This window comes from Vibrio sp. V09_P4A23P171 (assembly GCF_963875615.1).
Lineage (GTDB): Bacteria > Pseudomonadota > Gammaproteobacteria > Enterobacterales > Vibrionaceae > Vibrio > Vibrio anguillarum.
In genome coordinates this window covers 1-16,066 of record NZ_CAWNMR010000012.1, presented here as the reverse complement: position 1 = coordinate 16,066, position 16,066 = coordinate 1, and the positions used below count along the sequence as shown (strand labels likewise).

At 42.9% G+C, this 16,066-nt stretch carries 12 protein-coding genes; 8 read left to right on the top strand and 4 right to left on the bottom strand.

What is annotated here, in order from left to right; genetic code table 11:
* Nucleotides 1-2: 2 nt before the first annotated feature.
* From AACT23_RS05740 to AACT23_RS05730, 3 genes are all read right to left on the bottom strand, one after another.
* The gene (locus tag AACT23_RS05740; RefSeq protein ID WP_013856550.1) at nucleotides 3-743 is read right to left on the bottom strand and encodes an ABC transporter permease; all 741 of its coding nucleotides are present in this window, start codon (nucleotides 741-743) and stop codon (nucleotides 3-5) included.
* A 208-nt stretch (nucleotides 744-951) separates the two neighbouring features.
* Complete coding sequence (locus AACT23_RS05735; RefSeq protein WP_026028918.1) at nucleotides 952-1,728, bottom strand: ABC transporter substrate-binding protein; 777 nt, start codon at nucleotides 1,726-1,728, stop codon at nucleotides 952-954.
* A gap of 104 nt (nucleotides 1,729-1,832) precedes the next feature.
* Nucleotides 1,833-2,603 (bottom strand): ABC transporter ATP-binding protein, encoded by a 771-nt coding sequence (locus AACT23_RS05730; RefSeq protein ID WP_013856548.1) that lies wholly within the window; start codon nucleotides 2,601-2,603, stop codon nucleotides 1,833-1,835.
* A gap of 614 nt (nucleotides 2,604-3,217) precedes the next feature.
* Here AACT23_RS05730 and AACT23_RS05725 point away from each other — a divergent pair.
* From AACT23_RS05725 to AACT23_RS05715, 3 genes are all read left to right on the top strand, one after another.
* Complete coding sequence (locus tag AACT23_RS05725) at nucleotides 3,218-4,759, top strand: DUF3360 family protein (RefSeq protein WP_017042289.1); 1,542 nt, start codon at nucleotides 3,218-3,220, stop codon at nucleotides 4,757-4,759.
* 268 nt (nucleotides 4,760-5,027) lie between these two features.
* The gene (gene pflB, locus AACT23_RS05720; RefSeq protein WP_013856546.1) at nucleotides 5,028-7,304 is read left to right on the top strand and encodes a formate C-acetyltransferase; all 2,277 of its coding nucleotides are present in this window, start codon (nucleotides 5,028-5,030) and stop codon (nucleotides 7,302-7,304) included.
* 201 nt (nucleotides 7,305-7,505) lie between these two features.
* A complete protein-coding gene (locus tag AACT23_RS05715) occupies nucleotides 7,506-8,492 on the top strand; it encodes a lipid A deacylase LpxR family protein (protein WP_026028681.1) in 987 nt (328 codons plus the stop codon).
* Nucleotides 8,493-8,509: 17 nt separating this feature from the next.
* On the opposite strand, the gene AACT23_RS05710 is transcribed toward AACT23_RS05715, so the two are convergent.
* Nucleotides 8,510-10,387 (bottom strand): methyl-accepting chemotaxis protein, encoded by a 1,878-nt coding sequence (locus AACT23_RS05710; RefSeq protein WP_017048071.1) that lies wholly within the window; start codon nucleotides 10,385-10,387, stop codon nucleotides 8,510-8,512.
* A 201-nt stretch (nucleotides 10,388-10,588) separates the two neighbouring features.
* Between AACT23_RS05710 and pflA the strand changes: the two genes are divergently transcribed.
* The 5 genes from pflA to AACT23_RS05685 all read left to right on the top strand — a co-directional run.
* On the top strand, nucleotides 10,589-11,329 hold the full coding sequence (pflA, locus tag AACT23_RS05705) for a pyruvate formate lyase 1-activating protein (protein ID WP_013856543.1): 741 nt from the start codon (nucleotides 10,589-10,591) through the stop codon (nucleotides 11,327-11,329).
* A 64-nt stretch (nucleotides 11,330-11,393) separates the two neighbouring features.
* Nucleotides 11,394-12,059, top strand: a complete 666-nt coding sequence (locus tag AACT23_RS05700; RefSeq protein ID WP_017048072.1) for an energy-coupling factor ABC transporter permease — start codon at nucleotides 11,394-11,396, stop codon at nucleotides 12,057-12,059.
* Nucleotides 12,060-12,182: 123 nt separating this feature from the next.
* Nucleotides 12,183-12,683, top strand: coding sequence for a YfbU family protein (locus AACT23_RS05695; protein ID WP_013856541.1), 501 nt, complete (start codon nucleotides 12,183-12,185; stop codon nucleotides 12,681-12,683).
* A 288-nt stretch (nucleotides 12,684-12,971) separates the two neighbouring features.
* Nucleotides 12,972-14,906, top strand: coding sequence for a PrkA family serine protein kinase (locus AACT23_RS05690; RefSeq protein ID WP_013856540.1), 1,935 nt, complete (start codon nucleotides 12,972-12,974; stop codon nucleotides 14,904-14,906).
* Nucleotides 14,907-14,988: 82 nt separating this feature from the next.
* On the top strand, nucleotides 14,989-16,066 hold a 1,078-nt coding region (locus AACT23_RS05685), incomplete at its 3' end, for a YeaH/YhbH family protein (RefSeq protein ID WP_094127146.1).

Below are 16,066 nucleotides of genomic sequence, written 5' to 3'. Positions count from 1 at the left end.
ATTTACCTCGTGTGAATGCTGAACTTGCGCTCAACCAATTTGAGAAGACCGGTTGATACACTGGTAAAGAAAAGGAAGATCACTGAGACAGCCATATAAAAGGTGAATGGCATTTTTGTCGAACCCGCCGCGAGTGAGCTGACTCTGACCATATCTTCTAATCCAATAATGGAAACAAGTGCCGTCGTTTTGAGCAATACCAACCAGTTGTTACCAAACCCTGGCAATGCATGACGAACCATTTGAGGAAGCAAAATGCGTCTAAATGCTAAGGTAGAACTCATACCATACGCTTTCGCCGCTTCCATCTCTCCTTTATCAACCGCCATAATAGCGCCACGAAAGGTTTCAGCCATATAGGCACCGAAAATGAAGCCTATGGTTAGTATCCCAGCAATGAAAGGGCTAACATCAATATAATCGGGGAGATAAGCGGTCCATTCATGGCTCGGGTCACTTGCCATAAACCAATTGTTTAGCCATTCGTTGATTGAATAAAGGCTATTATTCAACAATATTTGACCGCCAAAGAAAATAAGCATCATTAACACAAGGTCTGGAATACCGCGAATGATGGTCGTATAAAGAGTGGCAATGGCTCTTGCCCAACGGTAAGGTGCAAGCTTGGCTAGCGCACCTAGCATGCCAAGTAACATGGCAAGTAATAAAGAGAGCACGGCAACTTCAATGGTCAGCACCGCTCCCTTCAAAATTGAGGCTTCATATCCGTGTAGGTCCAACATAATTCATCCCTAGTCCCTGGAGAATTTAACGGCTGGGTACTTCTGGAACTAGGATCCAGCCGTTAAGAATCAATGGATTCCCATCATAATTGAGAAGGTGGAGTCAACTGAGCTAACCAGTCCTAATTACAGAGTGATCGATAAACATATTCATGTGCTCGGCCCACTCTCACCTTCTAATTATATGGGTAAGATATGATGTTACAGCTTATTCACCGTATACATCGTAATTAAAGTATTTGGTCGCAATTTCTTGGTAAATCCCTTGTTGACGAAGAGATTTAATCGCCATATCAAGTTTTTGAGTGAGATCTTTGTCTTGTTTACGAACCGCAATACCAAAACCATCGCCAAACCATTTCGGATCGGTTAATGATGGGCCGACGAACTCATACGCTTCGCCGCCCGCTTTGTTAAGCACACCCTCTTCCAATGCAGAGGCATCACCCAATACTGCCGCAATACGACCATTGGCTAGGTCAAGATAGGCTTCATCAAATGAACCATAACGGACAATTTCAACTGCATCGCCATAATTATCAGTAAGATACTTATCGTGCGTTGTTGCACGTTGTACACCAATTTTCACCCCTTTTAGACCTTCTTTAGAAAAATCCAACGCGGCTCCCTTCTTGGCGATAAATTTATTGGGAATTAATGCGTACTTACCAGTGAAATCGACTTTTTTCTTGCGCTCGTCGGTAATCGACATGGCTGCAATAATCGCGTCATATTTACGTGCGAGCAGTGATGGGATAATGCCATCCCAGTCTTGTGGAACGATTTTACATTCCACTTTCATCTCCTTGCACAACGCATTGGCCATATCAACATCAAAGCCTTTGAGAGATCCATCAGCCTCTGTCCAGCTAAAAGGAGGATAAGCCCCTTCTATACCAAAACGAACCGTCTTCCATTCTTTCGCTTGGGCCATACCAGTCATTGCACTAGCAGCAACGGCTGCAACTAATAACCACTTTTTCATTTCCATACTCCTGTGATTGAGGTCTTACTTATTTATCATGCTATGTTTATGTTGGTTTTGCTTAATATTTATGCCGTGGCGAATACCACAACATAATGAACACATTAATAAATAGAGGATATAAATTGTTTTAACCGTTCAGATTTAGGCTGGGTGAACAGGATGGCTGGATCTCCTTGCTCTTCCACTAAACCTTGGTGCAAGAACATCACATGGTTTGAAACATCGCGAGCAAAGGCCATTTCATGAGTCACTACCAGCATAGTACGGCCTTCTTCTGCCAAGTCTCTCATAACACCCAACACTTCACCCACCAATTCAGGATCAAGTGCAGAAGTGGGCTCATCAAACAGCATGACTTCTGGCTCCACGGCTAACGCTCTAGCAATCGCCGCACGTTGTTGTTGCCCACCAGAAAGGTGACCAGGATAATAGTCTTTACGTTCATACAGGCCGACTTTTTTTAGCAGCACCTCAGCACTCTCGATGGCTCGTGCTTTCGGTACTCCTAACACATGAATTGGTGCTTCAATAACGTTTTCTAACACCGTCATGTGCGACCAAAGGTTAAATCCCTGAAATACCATAGCAAGGCGTGAGCGAATTCGTTGCACCTGCTTTTCACTCACAGGTGAAGCTTCACCTTGCCGATTTTTTTTCATTTGAATGAGTTCACCATTGACCCAAATATCACCAGAGGTTGGTGTTTCAAGTAAATTGATGCATCTAAGAAAGGTACTTTTTCCCGAGCCAGAAGAACCAATAATGGAGATCACATCACCCTTACGAGCTTCTAGTGAGATTCCTTTTAGTACTTCGTTTTGACCAAAGGTTTTGTGCAGCTCTTTAATATTCAGCGCCGGTACATCAGTCATGCGCTTAACTCCCTGTATTTGCTACTGCAGAGTATTCCAACTCCCATTTTTGATACAAACTAGCATTCACACCGAAAACATGCAACAAATTATTAACCTAGAAAATAAGGATATTTAGTTATTTTATCTGATTAAAAATTCACATTTTAGCCAATACTTCTCCATATGGCGCATATAAATGGCACATCAAGCAATTAACAGTTAACTCATTTCATTAACATTTACTTAAAGATAGACAACCTATTCATGTATAAAGTACACCTAGATTCATAGGATATTTAAGGTCATTAATATCATTGAAACTCTTTTACAAACATCACAATGTGAAAACTTATTTCAAGCAAGTAACGGCTCAACCCCCCGTTTTCATTAGGCTGCTGTAGTTTTCTTTCACATTTATTCTTAAAGTGATCAAGATCAATCACCCTAAAGGATAAGCAAGCTAAACTCGCGAGCAAAGATAAGGTTGTATAAATAACCACACTCTCTTTTTTAGTTGTTGTTATGCAAGCACATATGAAATGTGCTACATATTCAATTAAAAACATTACCGCTTCTTCGCGGATTACTAGGATTCAGTACGAATTACTAACTTTTAAAAATATGAGGAATCTATGCCAGACGTAGTCAACAATGAGCGCTCAGAAATCGAGACGAAAAGCTATAAAGAGCTGCATCGTCCAGCATCTGAGTTTGCAAGCCGTTCAGATTACCTAGACCACGAACTGCAAATCATGAAGCCCCGTCGCTTTGGTTTGAACTTACCTGGTCGTGACTTCCGTTTTGAACTTGAAGATTTTGTACCAGCCATCGCGGGCACAATCGGCATCATCGCCATGTACTCAGCGGTAATGATGTCTTGGGCTGATGGCCTAACCCAAGCATGGGATCACATTCATCTAGGTAAAGACTTCGCGATTGAAGTTGCACGTGTAGAGATGTTATTTCCTGCCCTCTTCTTCTGTGTTATTGCCTCTGGTTTCTTAAACCCAAAAGCCAACTTAGCTGGCAACCATGGCCCAATGATCCCTCTTATCGGCTCAATCGCATTAGCCGGTGCACACCCTTTGGCATTGGCAATTTTGCTTGGCGTTTTTGGTCTTCTCTTAAGTTACTTTAAAGGAGGCTCGAAACTGGTCAATCTAACCTCCGAGGGAACCGCAGGCGGGTTGCTTATCTTCCTCGGCTTTACCGGAACAATGAGCCAAATTGGTTCTATCCAAACTTGGGCTACCAGTTTGCAATCGGCCGATGTCGCCGCAGGCAGCTTAGGTTACGTTGGCCTAGTGGTTTTAGGTGTCAATATTGTGCTGTATGCATTTCTTGCAAAAATCAACATGCGTTGGTTAGCAATTCCTGTCTGTGCAATGACAGGGCTTGCGATTGCGCTTTTATTCGGTACTGGCTTTGATCTTCAATTTGAAACTCAAATGGGCTTACCTAACCTTAATCCTGTTTACTGGTGGGGCTCAACCACTGAAGGTTGGATGCTTGGTTTGCCAACAGTAGAACACTTTATCGCCTCATTGCCCTTTGCTATTTTGGCCGTTGCGATGTGGTCACCAGATTTCCTTGGTCACCGAATTTTCCAAGAATTGAACTATCCAAAGAGAACTGAAAAAGTACTGATGGATGTTGATGACACAATGACCATGTGTTCAATTCGTCAAATGGTAGGTACAGCGCTTGGTGGTGGTAATATCACATCGTCATGGGGAACGTATATGATCCCAGCGGCGATTGCTAAACGCCCAATTCCTGGTGGTGCCATCATCTTAGGTTTATTGGTCATGACTATTGCTATCCTTGGCTTCCCTATGGACGTAGCGGTTTGGCCTCCAGTAATGCGTATTGCTCTATTAGTAGGGGTATTTCTTCCTTTACTAGAAGCGGGTATGCAAATGGTAAGAAACACAAAAGATTCACAAGCAGCGGGCATCTGTATCTTTGGTAGCGCTGTGGTGAACCCGGTTCTAGCATGGGCATTGACCATGCTACTCGATAACAATGGCCTAATTGGCGACAAAGAACGTGCATCAAAGCTGTCTTTTATCGACAAAATCATCATTCCAGGTGGTGTGCTGATCATCTGTTTAATTGCTATGCTTGCGGTTGGTATGCTTGAAAACCAATACGGTTTAAAAGCTTGGCTATAATGAGCTTGGACTAATACGAATTTGGGTAGTGCTCGCACTACCCAAACTTTATTTGAAAAATTTAACTTTTATTGATTTAGTTTAAGGTTTGCAAAAAAATTTTAGTCTAATCTTGCATTCAAGGCTTAAAAGCACAATATCTATATTCAGATAATTGAATAGTGTGAATATAGATATTGTATTAATAGAGTGTACTGCTCCTTTCGAGGATAACTGGCTCAACGGTGAAGACGGTACGTGTTTTTTCTACTAAAAAGGTAGGTATGTCATGGCAGAGCAATTTGCTAAAGCTTGGGAAAGTTTTGTTGCAGGTGAGTGGCAAAACGAAGTTAACGTTCGTGATTTTATTCAAAAGAACTATACGCCGTATGAAGGTGACGAATCTTTCCTAGTTTCTGAAGGTACTGAAGCGACAAACAAGCTTTGGGCTAAAGTAATGGAAGGTATCAAACAGGAAAACGCGACTAAGGCCCCTGTCGATTTCGATACTGACGTTATTTCTACCATCACTGCTCACGATGCAGGCTACATCGAAAAAGATCTTGAAACTATCGTTGGTCTACAAACTGAGAAACCACTTAAGCGCGCTATCATCCCTAACGGTGGTGTGCGTATGGTTGAAGGTTCTTGCAAAGCATACGGTAGAACTCTTGACCCTATGATTTCAAAAATCTACTCAGAATACCGTAAAACTCACAACGCTGGCGTTTTCGATATCTACACTCCTGATATCCTAGCGTGTCGTAAGTCTGGTGTTCTGACGGGCCTTCCTGATGCTTATGGTCGTGGCCGTATCATTGGTGACTACCGTCGCGTAGCACTTTACGGTATTGATTTCTTAATGAAGGATAAGCTGGCTCAATTCACTTCTCTACAAGAGCGTTTTGAGAACGGCGAAGATCTAACGGCAACGATGCAACTTCGTGAAGAAATTGCAGAACAACACCGCGCACTTGGCCAAATGAAAAAAATGGCTGAAAAATACGGTTTTGACATCTCTCGCCCAGCAGAAACTGCACAAGAAGCTATCCAGTGGACTTACTTCGGCTATCTAGCTGCTGTTAAATCACAAAACGGTGCGGCAATGTCGCTAGGTCGTACTTCGACTTTCCTAGATATCTTCATCCAACGTGATCTAGAAGCGGGTAAAATCACTGAAGTACAAGCTCAAGAAATGATCGACCATTTCGTAATGAAGCTGCGTATGGTTCGTTTCCTACGTACTCCTGAATACGATGAACTATTCTCTGGCGACCCAATTTGGGCAACAGAATCAATGGGTGGTATGGGTCTTGACGGTCGTACACTCGTTACGCGTTCTAACTTCCGTTTCCTAAACAGCCTATACACTATGGGTCCTTCTCCAGAGCCAAACATCACTGTACTTTGGTCTGAGCAGCTACCTGACGGCTTTAAACGTTTCTGTGCAAAAGTATCTATCGATACTTCATCTATCCAGTACGAAAACGACGATTTAATGCGTCCAGACATGAACTCTGACGACTATGCTATCGCATGTTGTGTATCGCCAATGGTTGTAGGTAAACAAATGCAGTTCTTCGGAGCGCGTGCAAACCTTGCTAAAACCATGCTTTACACCATCAATGGTGGTATTGATGAGAAGTTGAAAATCCAAGTTGGTCCTAAAATGGACAAGATCGCAGGTGAGTATCTTGACTATGACGAACTATGGGCAAAAATGGACCACTTCATGGATTGGTTGGCGAAGCAATATGTGACCGCACTAAACAGCATTCACTACATGCACGACAAATACAGCTATGAAGCCGCGCTAATGGCACTGCATGATCGTGACGTTAAACGTACGATGGCATGTGGTATTGCTGGCCTGTCTGTTGCTGCTGACTCTCTATCTGCAATCAAATACGCAAAAGTTAAGCCAATTCGTGACGAAGATGGCCTAGCGATCGATTTCGAAATCGAAGGTGATTATCCTAAATTTGGTAACAATGACGCCCGCGTTGATGACATCGCATGCCAACTTGTTTCTACGTTTATGGGCAAAATCCGTAAACTTAAGATGTACCGTGATGCAATTCCAACTCAGTCTATCCTGACTATCACTTCAAACGTGGTATATGGTAAGAAAACAGGTAACACACCTGATGGTCGCCGTGCTGGTATGCCTTTCGCACCGGGTGCAAACCCAATGCATGGCCGTGACGAAAAAGGTGCAGTAGCATCATTGACTTCAGTAGCGAAACTACCGTTTGCTGATGCACAAGATGGTATTTCTTATACTTTCTCTATCGTTCCAAATGCGTTAGGCAAAGAAGAAGCAAGTCAACGTGCAAACCTTGCTGGCCTGATGGATGGTTACTTCCACCATGAAGCAGGCATTGAGGGTGGCCAACACCTAAACGTGAACGTGCTTAATCGCGAAACTTTAGAAGATGCGGTTAAACACCCTGAGAAATACCCTCAGCTAACCATTCGTGTATCTGGCTATGCTGTGCGTTTTAACTCACTGACTGCTGAACAACAAGCTGACGTTATTGCACGTACTTTCACTGAATCTCTATAATTTCAGTTAAATTACTAGCAAAATAGTTAAGCCCTGCTCGATGAGTGGGGCTTTTTTTATACTCAGAAATCAAAAATGCGCAATGCATCGACCACAAATGTTACGCTTACCACATTTATTTTGATTCAATTGCCTATTTATCAACTGAATAGCGCATCTTTCCTATATGATTAGGGCTTGTCTATACTCTGCAGTGTTCGTATGAAGCTATTTCACATTCTTCCATTGACGTTACTCAGTGCTTCTGCGCTGGCCTCTCAACACGCAACGGTTGCTTTTAACCTCGATAACGATGGCGTATTTGGCGTAGATCGCGACTACACCAATGGTTTATTTTTAAGCTACACCTCAGGGGCGATTGCTCCATATTGGTGGGCTAAACCACTCAGCCTTTCTGTTTGGGGAGCGGCCCCATTGGACAAATGGGAAATCAGCATTGGCCACAAAATGTGGACTCCTTCGGAGATTTCTCTCACCAAACCAGAGCCGAATGAACGACCTTACGCTGGGTATTTACACACCGAGCTTAACTATATTAGTTTGCATCCCCAACAAGCCACGCGGGCAAATTTAACCATTGGAACCACCGGAGATGCTGCGCTTTCTGAGAAAGCGCAAAAGTTAGTGCACAGCATAACTAAATCTGACGAACCCAATGGTTGGGCCTACCAAGTAGAGGAAAAAATCGTCGGCAGCGTGGGTTATCTGTCTCACTTTAATCTGACACGATACCGCAGCTATGCAGGAACTGACGTTGAGCTTTCCAACGTTTCAGAGGTCAATGTAGGTAACTTTCGCAGTGATCTCTCCACAGGTTTTATGATGCGTTGGGGGACCGATCTTGCGGGTAACTTTGGCAGTGCTCAAATCAGTGCAGAAAACCCTTTCTCGGCAGGGATGATTGGTGCCTCGGATACTGGATGGTTTCTATTCGGAGGTGTAGAAGGACGCTATCGCTTCAATGACATTACCATCGAAGGAGATAGGCCTTTAAACGGATTGGATCACCCATCTGAATATTACCAAGTTAACTTGGAAAATCTTCAGGCGACCGCCGTAGTTGGTGCGGCTTGGTATATTCAACAAGTCGGTGCGAGTTTAACGTTCACCGCAAACACACCTGAGTATAAGGAAGACAAAAACTCCATTCACGGTGTCGGTAATATTTCTCTTTTTGCTTTTTTCTAACGTTTAGCAAACTGAAATTATATGGTGAAACTTTGGCAGTCTACACTTAGGCTGCTAGAGCGTTTATCCACAATCTGGCTGGTTGCTCTTAACTGTTCATTGTTCTCTTCCAAGGCTTTCATGGCTCTAGATATTTGTATCATATTATCTGCCATTGAATGGCTAGTCGTCGCCAAATCTCGGATCGATGCAAAAATGGCTTCTGTTTTATTCGCCGCTTCATCTGCTTTTTTGATAATTTGCGCGATGGCCTGTATTGCCTCATTACCTTTCTCTTGCCCACTCTGCATAGACTGCTCAGATTGCGCAATATAAGTGATTACTTCCGCACTTTCCTTTTGCATAGTATCAATAGTGCCGGAAATTTCGGCCACGGCATTGACCGTTCTTACTGCTAAACTTCGAACTTCATCAGCGACAACAGCAAAGCCACGACCTTGCTCTCCCGCTCTCGCCGCTTCAATTGCGGCATTGAGTGCCAATAAGTTAGTCTGCTCGGCAATACCATTAATGATGTCCATCACCGAGTCTACTTTTGCAGAAGCTTGTTCAAGTTGATGAATGTGGCCTGCGGCCGAGCTTAGGATTTTACCAACCTCAACCAGTGACGTAATAGCAACGGAAATCACTTTTCCTCCCTCTTCTGCGCTTTGCATAGAAGATTTGCTGAGTTCCGCAACAAACTCCAATGAGTTGGAGACTTCTTGGGTCGTCACGCTGACCTCTTCTGTGGCCGATGCCAATAATTGCGTTTGTCCCAAAACGTCAGATTGATTTGTCACCAAAGTGTCTAATCCAACATTCAGTGACGCGGCATCACCAGACAAGGCTTCACTGCTTTTCTGCACACCACTCACCAATTTCCCTAAATTTTCACAGCTTTGGTTAATGGCCAATGCCAGTTGATTGAATTCGTCCTTTTCGTTATTCGTCATCGGCATACGGCGTGACAAATCGCCACGCGAGATATTGTTCAACACGTGAATAGTTTGCGACAAAGAACGAGAAAGAGAAAAACTAAAGGTAAGGAAAATAGCAATGGTCAATATGGCAAGTAACGCACAGGCCGCCAATACAGACCACTGTGTTTGCGATGCGGTCGTTTTTGCGGCCAACTGATATTGCTCACTCAACGCGGAAAGCTTGGTTGAAATATCTTGAATCACCGACTTAACTTGCGCCTCTGTATCGCCTCTTTGTTTCTCCATCACTTGCAATTGCTGAGACAGTTCACTCACACGTAAAAAAGCCTGTTTAAATTGTTGTATCTCTTTTTCATACAGATCCAACATCGAATAAGAATCAGACATATTGACGAAACTGGCCATAGCACGATTAAACAGTTTTAAGTTTTGCTCAGTGGGTTCTAATAAATAATTTTGCTGCGCCTTAACCATGGCTTGAAAATCCGAGTTGATTGTAACCATCCCCGTCTCATCTATCTTTTTCTCTATCGTGGTGGCCAACGTTTTCAGCTCACCCAGCTTACCTTCGTTAACGTTGAAACCCACTTCTGATTTCACTTGCAACCAAGGACGCAAAAATTGGTCAAATTGTTTGGCCGCCTTGAGCAACACTTCCCCTTCTTGAGCAAAATTGGTCTTTTGCAGGAAAGCAACATTAGCATTCACCTCTCCCATCAACTGATCCAATTTATTCAAAATCGAGTTGACCTGATTGCCTTGCATGTTGTTGAGCTCTGATGCAAGCGACAACAAGTTTGCTTGAGTAGTAAATATCGCCACAGAACCGGATGCCACTTCGCCACTGGAGCGATACTGTTCATCCATTCCCATCAAGCTCTTTGCGGTATAAATCCCTAAACCTAAAAAACCAACACAAAGGATAACTAAAAATAGACTGATTTTTTGCTTTTGAGAAAACTGTACATCCATGAACTATTCCTTATTTAAACCCTATCGCATTCAACGAGTTCTTATTTCTATACAGTGTAGTCAATGTGCAGAATTTCATGACATTCATTTTGAGCCACAACATATGGTTTAGGATATGCGGCGGCAATTGCACATTAACCCTACTTAATCCCTACCATTTGTAATAAAATAACGGGCAAATAACCTATTCGAGATGAACTGATGTCAACAACTGGTCGTATTCATTCTTTTGAGTCTTGTGGCACGGTAGATGGCCCTGGAATTCGCTTCATTGTTTTTATGCAAGGCTGCCTAATGCGTTGTATGTATTGTCATAATCGTGACACATGGGACACCCATGAAGGCAAGGAAGTGACTGTTGAAGAAATCATTACCGAAGCAAAATCTTATCGCCATTTTATGAAAGCCTCTGGCGGCGGAATTACCTGCTCAGGCGGTGAAGCTATGCTTCAACCTGAATTTGTTCGTGATTTATTCCGCGCAGCGCAAGCTGAGGGCATTCACACCTGCTTAGATACCAACGGTTATATTCGCAAACACACAGACGTGATTGATGAAGTACTCGATGCAACTGATTTAGTGATGTTAGACATCAAACACATGAAAGATGAGATCCACCATGATTTTATTGGTGTGTCGAATAAGCGAACCTTAGATTTCGCGCGCTACTTACACACCATAGGTAAAAAAACGTGGATCCGTTATGTGATTGTTCCTGGCTACACTGATGACGAAGAAGCGGCTCATATGCTTGGTGATTTTATTAAAGATATGGATAACATCGAGAAAGTAGAGCTGCTGCCTTATCACAAATTGGGCGCTCATAAATGGGAAGCAATGGGGCTAGAATACCCATTAGAAGGTGTGAATCCGCCGTCAAAAGAGACCATGGACAAAATCGTTGGGATCTTAGCTCAGTATCACTCAAACATAAAATATTGATTGCTTGATTTAATAACCATAAAAATGCCAGCATAATGCTGGTATTTTTATAGAGAGGCTAGCCATGCAGCTGGAACAACTTGCGGTGCTATTGCTCCTGCTACTTGTTGGGTTAACGACCCTTCGCGATTTTAAATACTCATTTTGGACAAAGTTTAAGGCCGAGAAATCCTTTCAGCATCTCACCTATTTTGCCTCTTTTGCGCTTTTTCTTTTGTGGTTAGCTCAAGCCGGAGTGACCGAAGGATTGCCTATCCATTTTCTCGGTTTAACAACCCTCACGATGATGTTTGGCTGGCGCTGCGCATTTGTTATAACTATTCCTGTTACATTCGCACTGGCGGTGGTCGGTAAACTGGCCTTCTTTAACATCCCCGAATACTTACTACTATCATCGCTACTGCCAATCCTAGTTAGTTATGCTTTGTTTGCTTTGAGTTATCATTATCTACCGCGCAACATTTTTGTGTTTATTTTTGTGGCTGGTTTTTTAAATGGCGGCCTGACGGGTAGCCTGCATTTGGCCATTAACACCGCTTATCAATTGCTTCTTGGGCAACATGACTGGCAAGTCATCCGCGATAATTACCTAATTTTTGTTCCTTTACTCGCTTTCCCAGAAGGGCTGCTCAATGGTATGGCGTTAGCGATACTATCCGTATTTAAGCCAGAATGGTTGCGTGTCTTTTCCGACAAAGATTATATCTATAACCACTTACACAAAAAGTGACAAGAATTGCACACATTTTATACTTTCCATATTAAATCCGTGTTGAGATCATGTTTCATTGTCGATAATTGCTGTTAACCTTATGCCATCAAATAGAACATAAAATTTAGTGAGGCTACCTCCATGGAAATGACCAACGCTCAACGACTGATTCTATCTAATCAGTATTTTTTGATGTCACAGATGGATCCCAACAACGCCAAAAAATACAAGCGGTTACAAACCATTGTAGAACGTGGTTATGAACTGCAAATGCGAGAACTCAACAAAGAATTTGGCTGCTTGACCGAAGCGGAGTGCCGCGAAGTGATCGACATCATGGAGATGTATCACGCCATGCAAGAATCACACAAAATGCTCTCCGATGCAGAAAGCAAAAATGTGGATCAGCGCCGCCTGCACTTTTTAGGGTTTGATATCGCTAAAGAGTCACAACGCGTTCATTACGTGCGTTTCTTGGTTGAGTCTGAAGGGCTTTACCCACAATTTGATAAAGCCGATCACCACTTCAACAGCCAAATGCCAATGTCAGATAAATATCGTCGTATGTTAACAGCTTGGCGTAATTGTCCTCGCCAATACCATTTGTCAACCGCAGAATTTACACAAATTTTTAATGCCTAAATTTTAATACCTAGCAAGGTAGGCTGACGAAAGATGAAAAGACGCAGACACTGCGTCTTTTTTACATTCCCCCTCGCAGTTGTTAACTCCAACACCAACTTATCCCTCGAACTCTTGATATTCATACACTAAATAGTTCAACCTGATCGACGTTATTAGTGTCACGAAATTTAAATAAACACATAATTGTTAAGCAAAATTGTCAAACTCGGACTAGTCTTAAATTGTTATTAATTTGTGTTTTTAAGCGGTGTTGTCAGTTAGACAGTTTTCAGAGGGGAATTCACTATGAGTATTTTTGACCACTTTCAGGCACGCTATGAAGCCGCCAAGGATGAAGAGCTATCACTGCAAGAGTTTTTAGCTCTGTGTAAAGAAGATAAAAGTGCTTATGCCAATGCAGCAGAGCGGCTTTTAATGGCGATTGGTGAGCCTGAGCTGATAGACACAGCAAAACACCCCCGATTGAGTCGCATTTTCTCTAACCGGGTGATTTCTCGTTATAAAACTTTTGAGGATTTCTATGGCATGGAAGAAGCCATAGAACAGATTGTTTCCTACCTCAAACACGCTGCCCAAGGTTTAGAAGAAAGAAAACAAATTCTCTATCTACTCGGTCCAGTTGGTGGCGGTAAATCTTCACTGGCGGAGAAACTCAAAGCTTTAATGCAACAAATGCCTATTTATGTTTTGTCTGCAAATGGCGTTCGTAGCCCAGTCAATGACCACCCATTTTGTCTGTTTGATGTGGTTGAAGATGGCGAAATCCTCAAGCAGGAATATGGGATAGAAAAACGCTATTTACGCTCAATTACATCACCTTGGGCGGCCAAACGCTTACACGAGTTTGGTGGCGATATTTCCAAATTCAAAGTCGTCAAAGTCCGACCTTCAATTCTCGATCAAATTGCCGTCGCAAAAACAGAGCCCGGTGATGAAAACAACCAAGACATTTCGTCACTGGTTGGGAAAGTGGATATTCGAAAACTCGAGCATTTCTCGCAAGATGACCCCGATGCATATAGCTATTCCGGTGCACTCTGTAAAGCCAACCAAGGGTTAATGGAGTTTGTTGAGATGTTCAAAGCGCCAATTAAGGTGCTTCACCCACTCTTAACCGCCACGCAAGAAGGAAACTTCAACGGAACAGAAGGGTTATCCGCCCTACCCTTTGATGGCATGATTTTAGCGCACTCAAACGAATCAGAGTGGCAGACATTCCGTAACAACAAAAACAACGAAGCGTTTTTGGACCGGGTTTATATCGTTAAAGTTCCTTACTGTTTACGCGTCTCGGAAGAAGTGAAAATTTACCAAAAACTGCTTGAACACAGTGAACTATCCAAAGCGCCATGCTCACCAAGCACACTAGAATTACTTGGTCAATTTAGTATCCTCTCGCGCCTAAAAGTGCCGGAAAACTCGTCACTCTTCTCTAAAATGCGCGTCTACGATGGTGAAACGCTAAAAGATACCGATCCAAAAGCAAAAAGCTATCAAGAGTATCGTGACTACGCAGGTGTTGACGAAGGTATGTCCGGTTTATCGACTCGCTTTGCCTTTAAAATACTGTCGCGCGTATTCAACTTTGACCAAACGGAAGTTGCGGCTAACCCCGTTCATCTGTTCTATGTCATCGAACAGCAAGTTGAACGCGAGCAGTTCCCTCAAGAAATCGCTGAACGATATATGGAGTTTTTAAAAGGCTACTTAGTGCCTCGTTATGTCGAGTTCATTGGTAAAGAGATTCAAACAGCTTATTTGGAATCTTATTCTGAATACGGTCAAAATATTTTTGACCGCTACGTTACTTATGCTGATTTCTGGATCCAAGACCAAGAGTATCGTGATCCTGAAACTGGCCAACTTTTCGATCGTTCATCGCTCAATAACGAGTTAGAAAAAATCGAGAAAACAGCAGGCATTAGTAACCCGAAAGATTTCCGAAATGAAATCGTCAATTTTGTACTGCGTGCGAAAGCGCACAACAATGGACAAAATCCGGTTTGGACCAGTTACGAAAAACTGCGTACCGTCATTGAGAAAAAAATGTTCTCAAATACCGAAGAGCTACTTCCTGTTATCTCTTTTAATGCCAAAACCTCATCGGATGATCAGAAAAAACACGACGATTTTGTCGCTCGTATGATGGAGAAAGGTTATACAGAAAAACAAGTAAGGCTGTTGTCTGAGTGGTATTTACGCGTCCGTAAATCTTCTTAACTTCAAGCAAACCAAAACCTGTACATGCGTTAGCCATACCAACAATGGCTAACGTAAAGGTGACGTTTTCAAGGGGATACTCATGGCGCAATTTATCGATAGAAGATTGAACGGTAAAAACAAAAGCGCGGTCAATAGACAACGCTTTTTACGCCGTCATAAAGAGCAGATCAAAGAATCTGTTGCAGACGCAGTGAATCGTCGCTCCATCACCAACACCGAGTCTGGCGAAGATGTGTCGATCCCAAATCACGACATCAAAGAACCCGTGTTTCATCAAGGGAAAGGCGGCCTAAAAGAACGAGTTCACCCGGGTAATGACCAGTTTATTACTGGTGATAAAATTGAGAGACCTAAAGGTGGCGGACAAGGCAATGGTGCAGGACAAGGTGATGCGAGTGCTGATGGCGAAGGCCAAGATGAATTTATTTTCCAAATCTCTAAAGATGAATATCTTGATCTACTGTTTGAAGATCTGGAATTGCCTAATCTAGAAAAAAATCAAATCAATAAGATTACAGAATGGAAAACTCATCGCGCGGGTTTCAAAACGGCAGGTGTACCGTCGAACATCGCTGTAGTTCGTTCTTTGCAACAATCACTGGCTCGCCGCACCGCAATGACAGCGGGAAAACGTCGTTTAATGGGGGAATTAGAAGAAGAGTTACTGCGCATTCAAAATAGAGAGCCCGCTCAAGTATTAGAAGAGAAGCGACTTAAGCAAGAAATCGAAGCGTTGCGTAAAAAAATTGAAAGTGTGCCGTTTATTGATACGTTTGACCTACGTTTCAAAAACTTTGAAAAGCGCCCCATTCCATCGAGCCAAGCTGTTATGTTCTGCTTAATGGATGTGTCGGGTTCAATGGATCAAGCGACTAAAGATATTGCCAAACGTTTTTACGTGTTGCTGTATCTATTTTTAACTCGCACTTATGAAAATGTCGAAGTGGTGTTTATTCGTCACCATACGCAAGCCAAAGAAGTGGATGAGCACGAGTTCTTCTACTCTCAAGAGACCGGTGGCACGATTGTTTCTAGCGCCCTGAAATTAATGCATGAAATCATTGAACAACGCTACCCACTCGGCGAATGGAACATCTACGCAGCTCAAGCATCCGATGGTGATAACTGGGCTGATGATTCGCCTCGTTGTAAAGAAC

What these genes read in the sequence shown, in the direction of transcription:
- AACT23_RS05730 (WP_013856548.1), bottom strand. Translation starts at nt 2,603, where the DNA reads ATGACTGATGTACCGGCGCTGAATATTAAAGAGCTGCACAAAACCTTT.
- AACT23_RS05740 (WP_013856550.1), bottom strand. Translation starts at nt 743, where the DNA reads ATGTTGGACCTACACGGATATGAAGCCTCAATTTTGAAGGGAGCGGTG.
- AACT23_RS05690 (WP_013856540.1), top strand. Translation starts at nt 12,972, where the DNA reads ATGAGTATTTTTGACCACTTTCAGGCACGCTATGAAGCCGCCAAGGAT.
- AACT23_RS05710 (WP_017048071.1), bottom strand. Translation starts at nt 10,387, where the DNA reads ATGGATGTACAGTTTTCTCAAAAGCAAAAAATCAGTCTATTTTTAGTT.
- AACT23_RS05715 (WP_026028681.1), top strand. Translation starts at nt 7,506, where the DNA reads ATGAAGCTATTTCACATTCTTCCATTGACGTTACTCAGTGCTTCTGCG.
- pflB (WP_013856546.1), top strand. Translation starts at nt 5,028, where the DNA reads ATGGCAGAGCAATTTGCTAAAGCTTGGGAAAGTTTTGTTGCAGGTGAG.
- AACT23_RS05695 (WP_013856541.1), top strand. Translation starts at nt 12,183, where the DNA reads ATGGAAATGACCAACGCTCAACGACTGATTCTATCTAATCAGTATTTT.
- AACT23_RS05735 (WP_026028918.1), bottom strand. Translation starts at nt 1,728, where the DNA reads ATGAAAAAGTGGTTATTAGTTGCAGCCGTTGCTGCTAGTGCAATGACT.
- pflA (WP_013856543.1), top strand. Translation starts at nt 10,589, where the DNA reads ATGTCAACAACTGGTCGTATTCATTCTTTTGAGTCTTGTGGCACGGTA.
- AACT23_RS05700 (WP_017048072.1), top strand. Translation starts at nt 11,394, where the DNA reads ATGCAGCTGGAACAACTTGCGGTGCTATTGCTCCTGCTACTTGTTGGG.
- AACT23_RS05725 (WP_017042289.1), top strand. Translation starts at nt 3,218, where the DNA reads ATGCCAGACGTAGTCAACAATGAGCGCTCAGAAATCGAGACGAAAAGC.